Here is a 16,398-nt window from a genome sequence, read left to right as displayed (position 1 = left end):
TCGAATCCTTAAAGGTGCAGGGAGGCGAGACGTAAGATTTCATTTTGCGAGGTCTGTTTGGTGTTAACGATGCCCGCAACCTGACCATTGCTCATCACCAAAATACGGTCGGTGATCCCCAAAAGCTCCGGCATTTCGGACGAGACGATAATGATCCCCTTGCCCTTCTTCGCCAGCTCGGTCATCAGCTGATAGATCTCGAACTTGGCGCCCACGTCGATGCCGCGCGTCGGTTCATCCAGCATCAGGATCTCCGGCTGCGTCAGCAGCCAACGGCCGATGATCACCTTTTGCTGATTGCCGCCGGACAGCGAGCCGATATGGGTGTGATGCCCCGGCGTTTTCACCCGCATGGCGTCGATCACCCACTGGGTGTCACTCTTCATCCGCGCGTTGTCCAGCAGGCCGAGCTTGTTTTTATAATTGCGGATGTTGGAGATCAGCGAGTTGAAACCCACGTCGAGGTAGGCGTAAATCCCGGTGGATCGCCGCTCTTCGGTCACCAGCGCGAAACCGTGGTTAATCGCTTCGTTGGCGCTGTGGTTGTCGATCGCCTTGCCGTGCAGCTTGATAGTGCCCGCCACCTTCTCGCGAATGCCGAACAGCGTCTCGACGATGTCGGTGCGCTTGGCGCCCACCAGCCCGGCGATGCCGAGGATCTCGCCCTGGTGCAGATCGAAGGACACATCGCGGATCGAAGGCTGGCGCAGCGACGTCAGGTTCTTCACCTCGAGGATCACCTCACCCGGCGTGTTCTGCCTGTCGGGGAAACGCTGGCTCAGCGAGCGGCCGACCATCATGGCGATGATCTTGTCCATATCCAGCCCTTCCAGCGGCTGGGTGGCGATCCACTGGCCGTCGCGCAGCACCGTTATCTCGTCACACAGCTGGAAGATCTCTTCCATCTTGTGCGAGATATAGACGATGCCGCAGCCGCGCTCTTTCAGCTTGCGGATGATGGTGAACAGGTGATTGACCTCTTTCTCCGTCAACGAAGAGGTCGGTTCGTCCATGATGACGATCTTGGCGTCATAGGAAAACGCTTTGGCGATCTCGATCATCTGCATCTGCGACACCGACAGGTTGCCCACCTTTTCGCGCGGGTTGATGTCGATATCCAGCTCGTCGAAGATCGCCTGAGTGTCTTTGAACATCTTGTCCTGATCGACGAACAGGCCTTTGGTCGGGTAGCGTCCCAGCCACATGTTGTCCATCACGGTGCGCTGCAGCACCAGGTTCAGCTCCTGATGCACCATGGAAACGCCGTGCTCCAGCGCTTCCTTCGAGCTCTTGAAGTCGATTTCCCGGCCCTGAAATACAATGCTGCCGCTGTCTTTTTTTGTAAATGCCGAACAGGCATTTCAACAACGTCGATTTCCCCGCGCCGTTCTCCCCCATCAGGGCGTGAATGGAGTGCGGACGGACGCGTAAATTGACATTGTCCAAGGCTTTGACGCCGGGAAATGACTTACAAATATCCGTCATTTCCAGCAAAAATTCGCGTGAGCTATCGGCCATAAATACACCTGGCTTAACGATCTTGCAGTCGTAAACATCCCCGCCGGCGGTATCCCTGGTGTTGGCGCCGCAGGCGGGGTCTTAGCGGGATCTCAATTCTTATTTAATGAACTGAGACAGGTTGTCTTTATCTACGCCGACGTAAGGGATACGCACGACTTTATTTTCGATTTTATATTGGGTGCCTTCGGTGGCCGGTTTGCCCGCCGCCAGGTTTTTCGCCAGCTCGAAGGTGGCCTTCGCCTGATTGTCGGCGTCGTTCAGCACCGTGCCCGCCATCGCGCCGGATTTCACCAGCGCCAGCGCTTCAGGCAGCGCATCCACGCCGAACACCGGAATACTGGTCTTGTTGTGCGCTTTCAGCGCTTCCACCGCGCCCATCGCCATGGCGTCGTTGTTGGCGATCACCACTTCGATCTTGTTGGCGTTCGGGCCGGAGAGCCAGGCGTCCATCTTGTCTTTCGCCTGCGCGGTATCCCACATCGCGGTATCCAACTGCAGCTGTTGGGTCTTGATGCCTTTCTCGTTCAGCGTTTTCACCACGTAGGTGGTGCGCGCTTCGGCATCCGGGTGGCCCGGCTCGCCCTTCAGCAGCACGAATTGGATCTGGCCGTCTTTGTTCAGATCCCAGGCCGGATTGGCTTTCCAGTGTTTGGCGATCAGTTCGCCCTGGATCACGCCGGACTCTTTGGAATCGGTGCCGACGTAATACGCCTTGTCATAGCTGTCCAGCGCTTTGCGGGAAGGTTCTTTGTTGTAGAACACCACCGGGATATCGTTTGCGCGCGCCTTATCGATAACCACCGGCGCCGCGGCCGGGTCGACCAGGTTGATCGCCAGCGCTTTCACGCCCTTGGCCAGCAGCACGTCGATCTGATCGTTCTGTTTGGACTGGTCGTTCTGCGAGTCATTCATCAACAGGGTAACGTCCGGTGACGCCTTGGCGTCTTTCTCGATCGCTTTGCGCACCACCGACATGAAGTTGTCGTCGTATTTGTAAATCGTGACGCCAATACGGGTATCAGCATGGGCTGCGGCGCCAAACATCATGGCAGCGGCCATGGCGGCCAGGGTGAAAACCTTCTTATTCATTGTCAATCTCCGGTTCTGTGTAGGGTATTACTCGTCTTTGAGCCAATGGTCACCGGCAGTGCGCGCACCCCAGGCCAGGCGATTTCCACTCAACACCTGTCGTCCGTGGATCTTGTTATTTCCGAGAAATGCTGTGTCAGCGCGAGGTAAACGGTTACAGCGGCAAGGGCCTTTGCGCCTGAAAACGCCTAGAGCATAGACGGCGTGATGTTAATATTCTGTGAATTTTCTCACAGATTGAAAACGGTTACACAAGATTAAATCGTCAGAGAGTGACCGTCGCCTCACTTTGCCAGGGGGCGACAGAATGGCGCCGCACCAGCGTCGGCATGAACAGATGGCTCGCCTGCGGCTCCGCCAGGCCTGCTGCGCCCTGTAATGCCAGCTCGGTCGCCAACGTGGCCATCGAAACGATCGGGTAACGCACCGTGGTGAGTTTGGGGCTGGTGTAGCGCGCGATGGGAATGTCGTCGAAGCCGATCAGCGAGAAATGCTGCGGCACCGTGATACCGTTTTCTTTCAGCACCGCCATGGCGCCGGCGGCCATGGCGTCGTTGTAGGCAAACACCGCGCTCAGCTGTAAGTTGCGCCCCAGCAGCTCGACCATCGCCGCCTCGCCGCCCTGCAGATCCGGCGAACCGTACGCGCGCCAGCTGTCGGGCGTCGCCAGCCCGGCGGCGGCCATCGCCTGCGCATAGCCTTGCTGACGCAGCGGCCCGTCTTCGATCGGGTGATTGGAGCCCAGATAACCGATGCGCCGATGGCCCTGCGAGAGCAGAAGACGCATCGCCATGTCAGCGCCACTGACGTTGTCCAGCCCAACGCAGCGCGGCTCATAGCCGGGGATAATTCGATTGATCAGCACCATGCCCGGCACCTGCTCCAGAAAGCCGATCAGTTCGGCGTCGCTCAAGGCTTTGGCGTGAACAATCAGGGCGTTACAGCGCTGACGGATCAGCACTTCGATCGCATGGCGCTCTTTATCCGCCTGATGATAGCTGTTGCCGATCAGCAGATACTTGTGGTGTTTCTGCGCCACCGTGTCTACCGCTTTCACCAGCGCGCCGAAGAATGGATCGGACACGTCCATCACCACCACGCCCAGCGTATCGCTGCTTTGGGTCGCCAGCGCCTGTGCATTGGCGTTGGGGCGGTAGCCCAGTTCCGCCACCGCCTGCAGCACCTGTTCGCGCGTCTCTTTGCTGGTCAGCGCGCTGTGATTGAGCACGCGAGACACGGTCGCCACGGAGACGCCGGCGCGTTTCGCCACGTCGCGAATAGTGATCGGATGAACTGGAGGCATGCGGGATCCTGAAATCGGGGTAGTGGCCGGTGGCGCTATCCTACCCCGATTGACCCGCAGCTCTGCGTGAATTACGTCACAGGAAAGAAAACGTTTACATACATTTTTTTAACCTGCCGATGGGCGCTCACTTCAGCGCTTTGGATTCCGTTTCACCGGCGGCCATCTGCGTCAATTTGCGCCACAGCCATTCCATCGGCCCCTGTTCGAAGTAACGCAGCCACAGCGCGGAAAAGACCAGGTTGACCAACCAGACCAGAGGCACAAACGCCAACAGCTGAAGCCGGTCGAACTGCTCATAGAGGCCAAAGCGATAAAACAGCGTAGTGCAGATCAGCGTTTGCAGCAGGTAGTTGCTCAGCGCCATGCGCCCCACCTGGCTCAGCCAGTGGGCGATGCGCAGGCGCGACAGCGCGGGCCAGAAACCGTAACACAGCGCCAGATAGCCCAGCGCCTGCAGCGGCGCGCCCAGCTCGCGCGGCACCTGCAGCAGGAAACCGCTCCAGCGATAGTCCCAGTGCACCTGCCATTGCAGCGCCACCGCCGGCAGTTGGATCAGCACGGACAGCGGCAACAGCCACGCCGCCTGCCGCAGGTAATAGCCGGAGGAATAGCTGCCGCGCAGCCAGCCGCTGCGCATTAGCCCGGCGCCGAACAGCATCAGCCCCGCCAGCTCCCAACCATACTGCGCGCCGATGGCCAGCAGGCTGGACGAGAGCAGATCGGCGCGGCTGCGCCAGGCTTCGAAACCGCCCTGCAGCTTCCAGAACTTCTCGTACTGCAACTCCGCCACGCCCGGCTGCCAGAAGCTGCCCGGTTCACCGTGCGAGACAAAACCGAGCAGCAGCAGCACCGCCACGCCGATCAGGTAGAGCACCACGCCGGTTTTCAGCAGTTGGAATGTGTCTTTGGCTTCGCGGATCATGCGCCAGCACACCAGGCCGATCAGCCCGTAGGCCAGCAGAATGTCGCCGTCCCACAGGAAGATGGCGTGCGCGAGGCCGAACAGCACCAGCCACGACAGCCGCGCGCGGATCCAGCTTTTGCCGCGTCGCAGCAGCATTTGCAGCCCGGCGCCGAACAGCAGTGCGAACATCGCCAGGAACTTGGCCTGGGCGAAGAGATCCAGCAGCGCCCAGGTCCAGGCGTCGCGCGATGACGGCATCCCCAGATAGGCCGGATTGAGGTAGGCGGCCTTCGGCAAGCCGAAGGCGCTGATGTTCAGCAATAAGATGCCGAGGATGGCGATGCCGCGCACGCAGTCCAGCGTGGCGATGCGCGGCAGAGGATGACTGTTCATTTTTTATCGCTGTCTTCCGCTCATGAAAAAGGCGCCCGCAGGCGCCTGTTGTCGTTTTGCGAGTCGCCCCGCAACGCCATCACCCCTGGTGATGGCGCACCGCGCGCAGGAACTCCTGGCGGGTATTTTGGCTGGACTTGAACAGCCCCCCAACGAGGTGGTGGTGGTGGCGCTGGTCGCGTCGCGAATGCCGCGCGCTTTGACACAATAATGGACTGCATCGATCGATACCGCCACGTTATTGGTGCCGAGCAGGGTCTGCAGCGCAACCAGGATCTGCTGGGTCAGGCGCTCTTGCACCTGCGGACGCTGGGAGAAGAACTGCACAATGCGGTTGATCTTCGACAGACCGATCACCGAGTCTTTCGGGATATAGGCCACGGTGGCCTTGCCGTCGATGGTGACGAAGTGGTGTTCACAGGTGCTGGTCAGCGTGATATCGCGCACCGTCACCATCTCATCCACCTTCATTTTGTTCTCGATGACGGTGATTTTCGGGAAGTTGGCGTAGTCCAGACCGGAGAAGATCTCGTCGACATACATTTTGGCGATGCGATGCGGCGTTTCCGCCAGGCTGTCGTCAGACAGATCGAGATTCAGCAGCTGCATGATTTCGGTCATGTGCTCTTTGATGCGACGCTTGCGCGTTTCGCGATCCAGCACTTCCCCGCGCAGCGGTGTCTCCAGACCACGCTCTTCCAGTGCCGCATGCACCAGAGCGGCTTCTTTACTTAATGATGTCATGTATTTGTTCTCCTGCGGACGGAACCCGCCGGCGGCCTGATAGGGCGTGCGGCCGGCGAATTGCTTGCTCTCGTGACGGCAGAGTTTTCGTGGTGGATAACGTGAACCCGGTCAAGATTTTGCCCCCACTGTAGATGAGAGCGCGGCGATTATCCAGTGATAGTGCTTCATCCAGAGGTGAAATCTTCGCATTTAGCACAATCAGGCCGGCTGCGGGTCTCCACGCTTTTTGTATGGATTTTAATCACCGAGTCGCCGTTTTTTGCGCCAACCGCCGCGCCGGGGTATTCACCGCCAGCCCTCCGGCCACCAACAGCGCTATCACCGCCACATACAGCGCCGGTTCCAGCCGATGGGTCAAGCCGGTCGACAGCGCCGACAGCATCGGCCCAACCAGCTGGCCGATCGCATAACCGGTGGTCAGCAATCCGGCCATGTAACGCGCATGGCGCGGCGCCAGTTCACGGCCGTGCTGAAGGGCGAGCTGCACCACACAGAGGAAACCGCCGCCGGTCAGCAACGCCCCGAGCGCCAGGCCGGCCACGCCCGGCACCACTTCGGCGCTCAGTACGCCGAGCGCCTGTACCCACAGCGTGATCGCCAACCGGGTTTGGGTGGTCAGCCGATGGCGGGTCACAATGCCGATAACGATCCCCAGCACCGCCGCGCCGCCGAACACCGGCCAGACGAACTGCGCGAACAGGCTGTCGGGAAAACGCGCCGCCGCCATCTGCGACAAGAAGGTCGCCGGCAGGATATAGCCGAAGCCGGCCAGGCTGTAGCTCCACACCAGACGCTTGAGCGCCGGCGTCAGCAGCAGCGGCTCCGGGGCCACGTCCGGGCGATGCAGCTCGCCGCTGCGCGGCAGAAAGGCGCTAATCCCCCCGACCAGCACCAGCGCCAGCCCGCCATACACCAGCCAGGCCTGCGCCGCCGTCAGCCCCAGCGCGTTGATGCCCACCGCCAGCATGCCGCTGAGGAAGATGCCGGCGCCCGGCCCGGCGAACACCGCCGCGCTCAGCGCCGGCCGGCCGTAGTGCGCCAACCGCTCGTTGGTCCAGGCCGCCACCAGCACCATCGCCCAGCCGCTGGCCCAGCCGATGACGAAGCGCAGCGCGCCGTGGGTCCATTCATCCTGCGCCAACGCCGACAGCAGCGTCAGCGCCATCGCGCCCCATACGCCCAGCCACAGGCGCCGCTCGACGTGGCGCGTAGCGCGCATCGCGTCGTAGGCGCCGCACAGATAGCCCAAATAGTTGATCGCCGCCACCAGCCCAGCGCCGGTCAGGCTGAACTGGTGGTCAGCGATCATCAGTGGCACCTGAGGGGTGAAAGCGAAGCGGCCAATGCCCATCGCCACGATCAGCGCGGCAAACCCGCTCAAGGCAATACGTAAAGCCATACCGGTATCCAAAAGGTTAAAAGAAAGTTGCCAGTATCATGCCGCAGTATTAAACTCACAAAAACTGAATAATAGTCATCAAGTTCATCACGAAACGAGAACATTATGGATCTGACCCAGCTTCGCATGTTCTGCTGCGTAGCGGAAACCGGCTCGGTCGCCCGCGCCGCCGAGCAGCTGCACCGCGTGCCGTCGAATCTGACCACCCGGCTGCGCCAGCTCGAGCAGGAACTGGGCGCCGATCTGTTTATCCGCGAAAAACAGCGCCTGCGCCTGTCGCCGATGGGCCATAACTTTCTGTGCTACGCCAATCGCATCCTGGCGCTGAGCGACGAGGCGATGAGCATCACCCATGCCGGCGAACCGGCGGGCAACTTCGCTCTCGGCTCGATGGAGAGCACCGCCGCCACCCGCCTGCCCTCGCTGCTGGCGGCTTACCACCAGCGTTTCTCGCAGGTGTCTCTGTCGCTGACTACCGGCACCTCCGGCGAAATCGCCGATCGGGTGCGCGCCGGCACGCTGGCGGCAGCGCTGGTCGACGGCCCGGTGCCCTATGACGAGCTGAACGGCTGCATCGCCTATCCTGAACATATGGTGGTGATCTCCTGTCTCGATCACGCGCCGATCCACAGCGCCAAAGACGCCAACGGCGAAACGCTGTTCGCCTTTCGCGCCAGTTGTTCCTACCGCCTGCGGCTGGAGGCCTGGTTCAAGCGCGAAGGCGCGCGGCCGGGGCAGATCATGGAGATCCAGTCCTATCACGCCATGCTGGCCTGCGTCGCCAGCGGCGCCGGGCTGGCGATGATCCCGCATTCGGTGCTCAGCCTGCTGCCGGGCCATGAGCGGGTTCGGGTTCACCCCCTGCCGCCGGACGTGGCCGACACCGCCACCTGGCTGCTGTGGCGCCGCGACGCGTTCGGGCCGAACGTGCGCGCGCTGAAAGAATTGATTATTGAACAGACGGAAACCGCCTCTGTTGATGAAAGCACCCCCAACGATTTATCAGACGTTGTCGATATCGCCTGATTTAAAAAGAAAACCACTGAGGAGACTATGATGGAGATGATCAAAACCCGCGCCGCCGTTGCCTGGGGCCCGAACCAGCCGCTGAAGATCGAAGAAGTCGAGCTGATGCCACCGCAAAAAAGGCGAAGTGCTGGTGCGGATCGTCGCCACCGGCGTTTGTCACACCGACGCCTACACCTTGTCCGGCAAAGATCCGGAAGGCGTGTTCCCGGCGATCCTCGGCCACGAGGGCGGCGGTGTGGTGGAAGCGGTCGGTGAAGGCGTTACCAGCGTGGCGGTCGGCGATCACGTGATCCCGCTCTACACCCCGGAGTGCGGCGAGTGCAAATTCTGTAAATCCGGCAAGACCAACCTGTGCCAGGCGATCCGCGCCACTCAGGGCAAAGGCCTGATGCCGGACGGCACCACCCGCTTCTTCAAGGACGGCAAACCGATCTTCCACTACATGGGCACCTCCACCTTCTCCGAATACACCGTGGTGCCGGAGATTTCTCTGGCGAAAATCAACAAGGAAGCGCCGCTGGAAGAAGTATGCCTGCTGGGCTGTGGCGTCACCACCGGCATGGGCGCGGTGATGAACACCGCCAAAGTGCAGCCGGGCGACACCGTGGCGATCTTCGGCCTGGGCGGCATCGGCCTGTCGGCGATCATCGGTGCGCAGATGGCTGGCGCGGGCCGCATCATCGGCATCGACATCAACACCAGCAAGTTCGATCTGGCGCGCAAGCTGGGCGCTACCGATCTGATCAACCCGAAAGACTATGACAAACCGATTCAGGAGGTGATCGTCGAGCTGACCGACGGCGGCGTCGACTTCTCCTTCGAGTGCATCGGCAACGTCAACGTGATGCGTTCCGCGCTGGAATGCTGCCACAAGGGCTGGGGGGAATCGGTGATCATCGGCGTCGCGGGCGCCGGCGAAGAGATCTCGACCCGGCCGTTCCAGCTGGTCACCGGCCGCGTCTGGCGCGGCTCGGCATTCGGCGGCGTCAAGGGCCGTTCACAGCTGCCGGGCATCGTCGAGCGCTATCTGGACGGCGAATTCGCGCTGAACGACTTTATCACCCACACCATGGGGCTGGAGCAGATTAACGAAGCGTTCGATTTGATGCACGAAGGCAAATCGATCCGTTCCGTCATCCACTTCGACAAATAAGCCAGGAGGCAGAGATGACGTTGTCATTGGAACTTCTCGAAGAGCACCGCATGTTCGGCGGCTGGCAACAGCGTTATCGCCACGCGGCGCAGAGCCTGAATTGCAACATGACATTCAGCATCTACCTGCCGCCGCCGCGCGATGACAACCCGCCGCCGGTGCTGTACTGGCTGTCGGGGCTGACCTGCAACGACGAGAACTTCACGTTGAAAGCCGGCGCGCAGCGCATCGCCGCCGAGCTGGGCCTGGTGCTGGTGATGCCGGACACCAGCCCGCGTGGCGACGAGGTGCCGAACGACGAAGGCTACGACCTGGGCCAGGGCGCCGGGTTCTACCTGAACGCCACCCAGGCGCCGTGGGATCGTCACTTCCGCATGTACGACTACATCAGCGCCGAACTGCCGGCGCTGATAGAACAGCACTTCAGCGTCAGCGATCGTCAGTCGATCTTCGGCCACTCGATGGGCGGCCACGGCGCGCTGATGATGGCGTTTCGCAACCCGCAGCGCTTCCGCTCGGTATCAGCCTTCGCGCCGATCGTCAACCCGTGCCAGGTGCCGTGGGGCCGCAAGGCATTCACCGCCTATCTGGGCAGCGACGAGAGCCAGTGGCTGCAGTACGACAGCTGCCATCTGCTGGCCAGCGGCGCGGAGAAAATGCCGGTTCTTATCGACCAGGGCGACGACGACCAGTTCCTGGCCGATCAGCTGCAGCCGGCGCGGCTGGCCGAACTGGCGCGCCAGCGCGACTGGCCGCTGACGCTGCGCATTCAGCCGGGGTACGATCACAGCTACTTCACCATCGCCACCTTCGTGGAAGATCACCTGCGCTTCCACGCCGAGCACCTGTTCCGCTGATAAAAAAATCCGGGCGGTTTAACCGCCCGGATTTCTTCAAAAACCATCAATCAGAAAATCGATGGCGGCTTTAATTTGATTCCTGTGCTCATTGACATTACCAACGGCCTTCCCAATCTGCGAAATACGTACGGCAGCCATCTCATGCGTCATAACAAGAAACTTTTCGCCGTTGACCTCAATCTCCGGGCATAAACGTGCAGAAATTTTAACCCTGACGTTATCCAAAGCATAAAGAGGGATCATTAACCGGGTCGAGAGGACATCAATAAGATCGCTTTGAACGTCCAGTAAGTAGGGATAGGCTGATGCCGGATACGTATTGTCATATACGGTAAATTGCATATTTAAAATGTCCGATATTCATCAGACAACAAGCCATTTTCTTCAGTGATACGATTAAGTTCTTCTAACGCCGCGCGATTTTGCTCGCGCCACTGTTGAATCTCAATATCCCTGACGCGGACGCTCAATGCGTCCGTCAATACGGATGACACATTGACGCCCAGGGATTTTGCGCGCTGGAAAAGATCGCGATCGATGGTTACGTTGACTGTCTTTTTCGTCACATTGTTATTTGCCATATCCATTCCCCATCCCTGTAATATACACGGGTTAAATTTTCATCAATTATACTCGTAAAACAGGGGTATGCCAATTCAGCGATGCCCTCACCCCTTCAGTTTCGGATCGAGCGCGTCGCGCAATCCGTCGCCCAACAGGTTGAACGCCAGCACGGTGATGAATATCGCCAGGCTGGGGAAGATCGCCACGTGCGGCGCGATCACCATATCGGCGCGCGCTTCGTTGAGCATCGCCCCCCACTCCGGCGTCGGCGGCTGGGCGCCCAGCCCCAAAAACGACAGGCTGGCGGCGGTGATGATCGAGGTGCCGATGCGCAGGGTGAAATAGACCACGATCGAAGACAGGGTGCCCGGCAGGATGTGCCGCAGGATGATGGTCCAGTCCGAGGCGCCGATGCTGCGCGCCGACTCGATATAGGTCAGGTGCTTCAGCACCAGCGTATTGCCGCGCACCAGGCGGGCGAAGGCCGGAATGCTGAAGATCGCCACCGCGACGATCACGTTGGCCATGCCGCTGCCCATGATCGCCACCACGCCGATCGCCAGCAAAATGCCGGGAAACGCGAACAGCACGTCGCAGACGCGCATGGTGAGGCGATCCCACCAGCCTTCATAGTAACCGGCCAGCAGCCCCAGCAGGGTGCCGATCGCCCCACCCGCCAGCACCGAGAACACCCCGGCCGCCAGCGAAATGCGCGCGCCCATCAGGATGCGGCTGAAAATATCGCGCCCGAGGGAATCTACGCCCAGCCAGTGCACCAGCGAAGGCCCCTCATTCAGTCGGTCGTAATCGAAATAGTTTTCCGCATCGAACGGCGCCAGATAAGGCGCCAGCAGCGCCGCCGCAATCAGCAGCAGCACCAACAGGCCGGCGACCAGCGCCGCCCGCTGGCGGCGAAAACGCCGCCAAAATTCGCCCCACGGCGTGCGTACCGCGTTAGGGTCGATAAGCGGCATCGCCTTCAATGCGGCGCTGCGCCGCCAATGCTTAATCATGCCGCGTCCTCATTGGTAACGAATCGCCGGGTTGATCGCCGCGTACAGCATATCCACCAGCAGGTTGATCAGGATGAACTCCAGCGAGAACAGCAGCACCTCGGCCTGGATCACCGGGTAATCGCGCATTTCCACCGAGTCCACCAGCAAGCGCCCCAGCCCCGGCCAGTTGAACACCTTCTCCACCACGATCGAACCGCCGAGCAGGAAGCCGAACTGCAGCCCCATCATGGTCACCACCGGGATCATCGCGTTGCGCAGGCCGTGTTTCATCACCACCACGTTTTCCCGTACGCCCTTGGCGCGCGCGGTGCGCATGTAGTCCTCCTGCAACACCTCGACGAACGAAGCGCGGGTGAAACGCGCCATCACCGCCGCCACCGCCGCCCCCAGAGTGATCGAAGGCAGAATGTAGTGCCGCCAGCTGTCGGCGCCCACCGTCGGCAGCCACCCCAGCTCGACCGAGAACACCTGCATCAGCAGCATGCCGAGCGCAAAAGCCGGGAACGAGATCCCCGATACCGCCAGCGTCATGCCGAGGCGATCCGGCCAACGGTTACGCCACACCGCCGACAACACGCCGATCGCCAGACCGAACGCCACCGCCCACAGCATGCTGGCCACGGTCAGCCAGAAGGTCGGCATAAAGCGTGAGGCGATCTCTTCGCTCACCGGGCGCTTGGACACCATCGAGATGCCGAAGTCGCCCCGCAGCGCGTTGACGAAAAAGTGCGCGAACTGCTGCGGCAGCGGCTTATTCAGCCCCAAATCCTTGCGCACCAGCTGCACCACCGCCTCGTCGGCTTCCGGCCCCGCCGCCAGCCGCGCCGGATCGCCCGGCAGCAGGTGGACGAACAGGAACACCAGCACCGCCACGATCAGCAGCGTCGGGATCAGACCCAGCAGTCGTTTCAGAAAATAATTGAGCATCTCATTCCTTCCCCCGCCCGCCGCCGTCGGGCCGCAGGCGGGGATGGGCGCCTTATTTCAGATCGGCGTTATCAAAGTTGAACGAGGTATCCGGCATCACGTAGAAACCGCTCAGCTGTTTGCTGTTGGCCGACAACAGACGTTCGGTCGCCAGGAAGATCCAGGGTGCGTCGGCCCAGATGCGATCCTGCGCGTCCTGATACAATTTCTGCTTCTCGGCGCGATCGGTGGTCGCCAGCGCGTCGGTCAGATCCTTGTCCACCTGCGGGTTGCTGTAGAACGCGGTGTTGAACTGCTTCGGCGGCGCCGCCTGGGTGGAGAACAGCGGCGACAGCGCCCAGTCCGCTTCCCCGGTCGAGGCCGACCAGCCGGTGTAGAACAGCCGCACGCCGGTGTCTTTCACCCCGACGCTCTCCACCTGCGCCGCGCGCTGCCCGGCGTCCATCGCCGTCACCGTCACTTTCACCCCCACCTGCGCCAGCTGCTGCTGGGTGAACTGCAGCACTTTCTGCGCGGTGCTGTGGTTGTGGGACGACCACAGCGTGGTAGTAAAACCGTTCGGGTAACCGGCCTCTTTCAGCAGCTCACGCGCCTTGGCCGGATCGTACGGCCACGGCTTGTAGCGGGCGGCGAAGTCGATCGCCGGCGGCACCGGCCCTTCCGCCGGCACCGCATAACCAGCGAACGCCACCTTGATCAGCGCGTCCTTGTTAATCGCGTAGTTCAGCGCCTGGCGCACCTTCGGGTTGTCGAACGGCTTTTGAGTGACGTTCATGCTGATGTAACGCTGCAGGATCGACGGGGCAGCCACCACGTCCAGCTTGGCGTTGCCCTCCAGCACCTTGGCCTGCTCGTAAGGGATCGGGAAGGCGAAGGTCGCCTCGCCGGTCTGCAGCATCGCCGCGCGGGTGTTGTTATCCACCACCGGGCGCCAGGTGATGCTGTCGAGCTTCGGCAGCCCCGGCTGCCAGTAGCCGTCGAACTTCTTCACCTTGACGAAATCGGTCTGGTTCCAGGCCACGAACTGATACGGCCCGGTGCCGACCGGATGGAAACCGATCTCCTTGCCGTATTGCTTCAGCGCCGCCGGGGAGATGATCGCCGCCGCCGGGTGCGCCAGATTGTTGACGAACGCCGAGAACGGCGCCTTCAGCACGATCTTCACCGTATTGGCGTCCACCGCCTCGGTTTTGTCGATCATCTTGAACAGGTTATAGCGCTTGAGGTGGCTGTCCGGGTTGCTGGCGCGATCGAGGTTGATCTTCACCGCTTCGGCGTTGAACGCGGTGCCGTCGTGGAATTTGATGCCCTGACGCAGTTTGACGGTATAGGTCAAGCCGTCTTTGCTGACCTCATAGCTGTCCGCCAGCACGTTCACCAGCTTCATGTCCTTGTCGAAGCCGAACAGCCCCTGATAGAAAGACTTGGCCACCGCCTGCGACAGCGTGTCGTTGGCGTCGTAAGGATCGAGGGTGGTGAAGTTGGAAGCCACGGCGATCACCGCGTCCTTCGCCGCCCAGACCGGGCCGGTTCCCGCCGCCAGCAGTACGGCGGCCAACAGCGCATTGCGTTTGAATGTGTGCTTCATGTCGCTTGTCTCTCCTGAGGTCTTTAAAAAGCACCGGCGATCGGGTGGCGGGCGACAAAGTGCCCGGCGCCAACCTGCACCAGCGGTGCGGTAACGGGTTCATCGCCCAGCGCGCGCACCGGGCTCGGGATCTCATCGGCCGGCAGCGGCTGCCGTTTGTGGGCGTGAACGGGATCGGCCACCGGCACCGCCGCCATCAGCTTGCGGGTATAGGGGTGCTGCGGGTTGTCGAACACCGCCTGCCGCGGGCCGATCTCGACAATTTGCCCGAGGTACATCACCGCTACCCGGTGGCTGATGCGCTCCACCACCGCCATGTCGTGTGAAATAAACAGAAAAGCGATGCCGAACTCGCGCTGCAGATCGAGCAGCAGATTGACGATCTGCGCCTGAATCGACACGTCCAGCGCCGAGACCGCCTCGTCGGCGATCACCACTTTCGGATTCAGCGCCAACGCGCGCGCGATGCAGATGCGTTGGCGTTGACCACCGGAAAATTCGTGCGGATAGCGGCGCGCATGCTCCGGCTGCAGACCGACGCGTTCCAGCAGCCAGGCTACCCGCCGTTCCGCCTCACGGCCGCGCATCACGTTGTACACCAACAGCGGCTCCATGATGGAGAAACCGACCGTCAGGCGCGGATCGAGCGAGGCGTAAGGATCTTGAAAAATGAACTGAATATCGCGCCGCAGGTGCTGCAGCGCCGGCCCCTTCAACCGATCGATTCGCCGCCCGGCGAAGGTGATGGTGCCGCTCTGGCTGTCCACCAGCTTCAGCAAAGAACGCCCGGTGGTGGACTTGCCGCAGCCGGACTCGCCCACCAGCCCCAGCGTCTCGCCGGGGTAAAGATCGAAGCTGACGTTTTCCACCGCATGTACCCGGCGAGTGACCCGATTGAACAGCCCGCCGCGCAGATCAAAACGCGTGACCAGATGCTCCACCCGCAGGATCGGCGCAGCGTCTGGCGGCACGGTATCCTGCGGCGCGGCATCGCCCTCGCCATCCGGCAGCGGAAACTTCGCCGGCAGCGGCCGCTCGGCCATCGCCCCCAGCTTCGGCACCGCCGCCAGCAGCGCCCGGGTATAGGCCTGTTGCGGCGCGGCGAACAGCTCGCGCACCCGATTTTGTTCCACCTGCTCACCGCGGCGCATCACCAACACCCGATCGGCGATCTCCGCCACCACGCCCATGTCGTGAGTGATGAAGATCACCCCCATCTGCATCTCCTGTTGCAGCACGCGGATCAGCTGCAGGATCTGCGCCTGAATGGTGACGTCGAGGGCGGTGGTGGGCTCATCGGCAATCAACAGCGCCGGCTTGCAGGAGAGCGCCATGGCGATCATCACCCGCTGGCGCATGCCGCCGGAAAGCTGATGCGGGTAGCGCCCCAACACCTCTTTAGCCTCCGGAATGCGCACCAGATCGAGCATGCGCAGCGCCTCCTGGCGCGCGCTGCGGTGGTCCATGCCCTGATGCAAACGCAGCGATTCGGCGATCTGCTCGCCGACCGGAAATACCGGATTGAGCGAGGTCATCGGCTCCTGGAAGATCATCGCCATGTCGGCGCCGCGCACCGTACGCAGCGTGCGCTGCGAGGCGTGCGCCAGATCGAGCAACGCGCCGTCGCGCCGTCGCAGCGTCATGGCGCCGCCGACGATGCGCCCGCCGCCCTGCTCCACCAGCCGCATCAGCCCCAGCGAAGTGACCGATTTGCCGGAGCCGGACTCGCCGACGATCGCCAGCGTCTCGCCGCGATCGAGATCGAACGACAGGTTGCGCACCGCGTCTACGGCGCCGTCCGCTTGAGGAAAGCTGATGCACAGATCGCGCACCGTCAGCACCCGCTGCGGCGGCAATGACAGCCCGTCGCCGGCGGGCCGGAATGAAACGTCGGTCATACAC

Annotated in this window: 12 protein-coding genes and 3 pseudogenes; 3 read left to right on the top strand and 12 right to left on the bottom strand. The window is 61.7% G+C overall.

What is annotated here, in order from left to right; all coding sequences use genetic code 11:
- Positions 1 to 8: 8 nt before the first annotated feature.
- From mglA to SERRSCBI_RS07405, 6 genes and pseudogenes are all read right to left on the bottom strand, one after another.
- A pseudogene (mglA, locus tag SERRSCBI_RS07430) lies at positions 9 to 1,518 on the bottom strand (galactose/methyl galactoside ABC transporter ATP-binding protein MglA).
- A 99-nt stretch (positions 1,519 to 1,617) separates the two neighbouring features.
- A complete protein-coding gene (gene mglB, locus SERRSCBI_RS07425) occupies positions 1,618 to 2,610 on the bottom strand; it encodes a galactose/glucose ABC transporter substrate-binding protein MglB (protein ID WP_033650594.1) in 993 nt (330 codons plus the stop codon).
- A 265-nt stretch (positions 2,611 to 2,875) separates the two neighbouring features.
- Positions 2,876 to 3,913, bottom strand: a complete 1,038-nt coding sequence (gene galS / locus SERRSCBI_RS07420) for an HTH-type transcriptional regulator GalS (protein WP_042784038.1) — start codon at positions 3,911 to 3,913, stop codon at positions 2,876 to 2,878.
- A 127-nt stretch (positions 3,914 to 4,040) separates the two neighbouring features.
- Positions 4,041 to 5,213, bottom strand: coding sequence for a DUF418 domain-containing protein YeiB (yeiB, locus tag SERRSCBI_RS07415; protein ID WP_042784037.1), 1,173 nt, complete (start codon positions 5,211 to 5,213; stop codon positions 4,041 to 4,043).
- A 79-nt stretch (positions 5,214 to 5,292) separates the two neighbouring features.
- Positions 5,293 to 5,957, bottom strand: a pseudogene (gene folE / locus SERRSCBI_RS07410) (GTP cyclohydrolase I FolE).
- A gap of 244 nt (positions 5,958 to 6,201) precedes the next feature.
- Entirely contained in the window at positions 6,202 to 7,359 is a 1,158-nt protein-coding gene (locus tag SERRSCBI_RS07405) for a YbfB/YjiJ family MFS transporter (protein WP_042784036.1), read from the bottom strand.
- Positions 7,360 to 7,464: 105 nt separating this feature from the next.
- Here SERRSCBI_RS07405 and SERRSCBI_RS07400 point away from each other — a divergent pair, with 105 nt between their 5' ends.
- The 3 genes and pseudogenes from SERRSCBI_RS07400 (at position 7,465) to fghA (ending at position 10,398) form a co-directional block, all read left to right on the top strand.
- The gene (locus tag SERRSCBI_RS07400; RefSeq protein ID WP_042784035.1) at positions 7,465 to 8,385 is read left to right on the top strand and encodes a LysR family transcriptional regulator; all 921 of its coding nucleotides are present in this window, start codon (positions 7,465 to 7,467) and stop codon (positions 8,383 to 8,385) included.
- 30 nt (positions 8,386 to 8,415) lie between these two features.
- Positions 8,416 to 9,541: pseudogene (locus SERRSCBI_RS07395) on the top strand (S-(hydroxymethyl)glutathione dehydrogenase/class III alcohol dehydrogenase).
- Positions 9,542 to 9,555: 14 nt separating this feature from the next.
- Positions 9,556 to 10,398 (top strand): S-formylglutathione hydrolase, encoded by an 843-nt coding sequence (gene fghA, locus SERRSCBI_RS07390; protein ID WP_015377214.1) that lies wholly within the window; start codon positions 9,556 to 9,558, stop codon positions 10,396 to 10,398.
- Between the two features lie 36 nt (positions 10,399 to 10,434).
- Here fghA and SERRSCBI_RS07385 read toward each other — a convergent pair whose 3' ends face one another.
- The 6 genes from SERRSCBI_RS07385 to SERRSCBI_RS07360 form a co-directional block, all read right to left on the bottom strand.
- Positions 10,435 to 10,743, bottom strand: coding sequence for a CcdB family protein (locus SERRSCBI_RS07385; protein ID WP_025302144.1), 309 nt, complete (start codon positions 10,741 to 10,743; stop codon positions 10,435 to 10,437).
- A gap of 2 nt (positions 10,744 to 10,745) precedes the next feature.
- A complete protein-coding gene (locus SERRSCBI_RS07380; RefSeq protein ID WP_078061989.1) occupies positions 10,746 to 10,988 on the bottom strand; it encodes a type II toxin-antitoxin system CcdA family antitoxin in 243 nt (80 codons plus the stop codon).
- 81 nt (positions 10,989 to 11,069) lie between these two features.
- Positions 11,070 to 11,978: a glutathione ABC transporter permease GsiD gene (gsiD, locus tag SERRSCBI_RS07375; RefSeq protein WP_169539470.1), complete on the bottom strand. Its 909-nt coding sequence runs from the start codon at positions 11,976 to 11,978 to the stop codon at positions 11,070 to 11,072.
- 9 nt (positions 11,979 to 11,987) lie between these two features.
- Positions 11,988 to 12,908: a glutathione ABC transporter permease GsiC gene (gsiC, locus tag SERRSCBI_RS07370; protein ID WP_042784032.1), complete on the bottom strand. Its 921-nt coding sequence runs from the start codon at positions 12,906 to 12,908 to the stop codon at positions 11,988 to 11,990.
- Between the two features lie 52 nt (positions 12,909 to 12,960).
- Positions 12,961 to 14,496: a glutathione ABC transporter substrate-binding protein GsiB gene (gsiB, locus tag SERRSCBI_RS07365; RefSeq protein WP_042784031.1), complete on the bottom strand. Its 1,536-nt coding sequence runs from the start codon at positions 14,494 to 14,496 to the stop codon at positions 12,961 to 12,963.
- A 23-nt stretch (positions 14,497 to 14,519) separates the two neighbouring features.
- The gene (locus tag SERRSCBI_RS07360; RefSeq protein WP_042784030.1) at positions 14,520 to 16,394 is read right to left on the bottom strand and encodes a dipeptide ABC transporter ATP-binding protein; all 1,875 of its coding nucleotides are present in this window, start codon (positions 16,392 to 16,394) and stop codon (positions 14,520 to 14,522) included.
- Positions 16,395 to 16,398 lie beyond the last annotated feature (4 nt).

The organism is Serratia sp. SCBI (assembly GCF_000747565.1).
Taxonomy (GTDB): Bacteria; Pseudomonadota; Gammaproteobacteria; order Enterobacterales; family Enterobacteriaceae; genus Serratia; species Serratia ureilytica.
The sequence above is the reverse complement of the archived record's forward strand: the minus strand, read 5'-3'. Positions and strand labels throughout refer to the sequence as shown.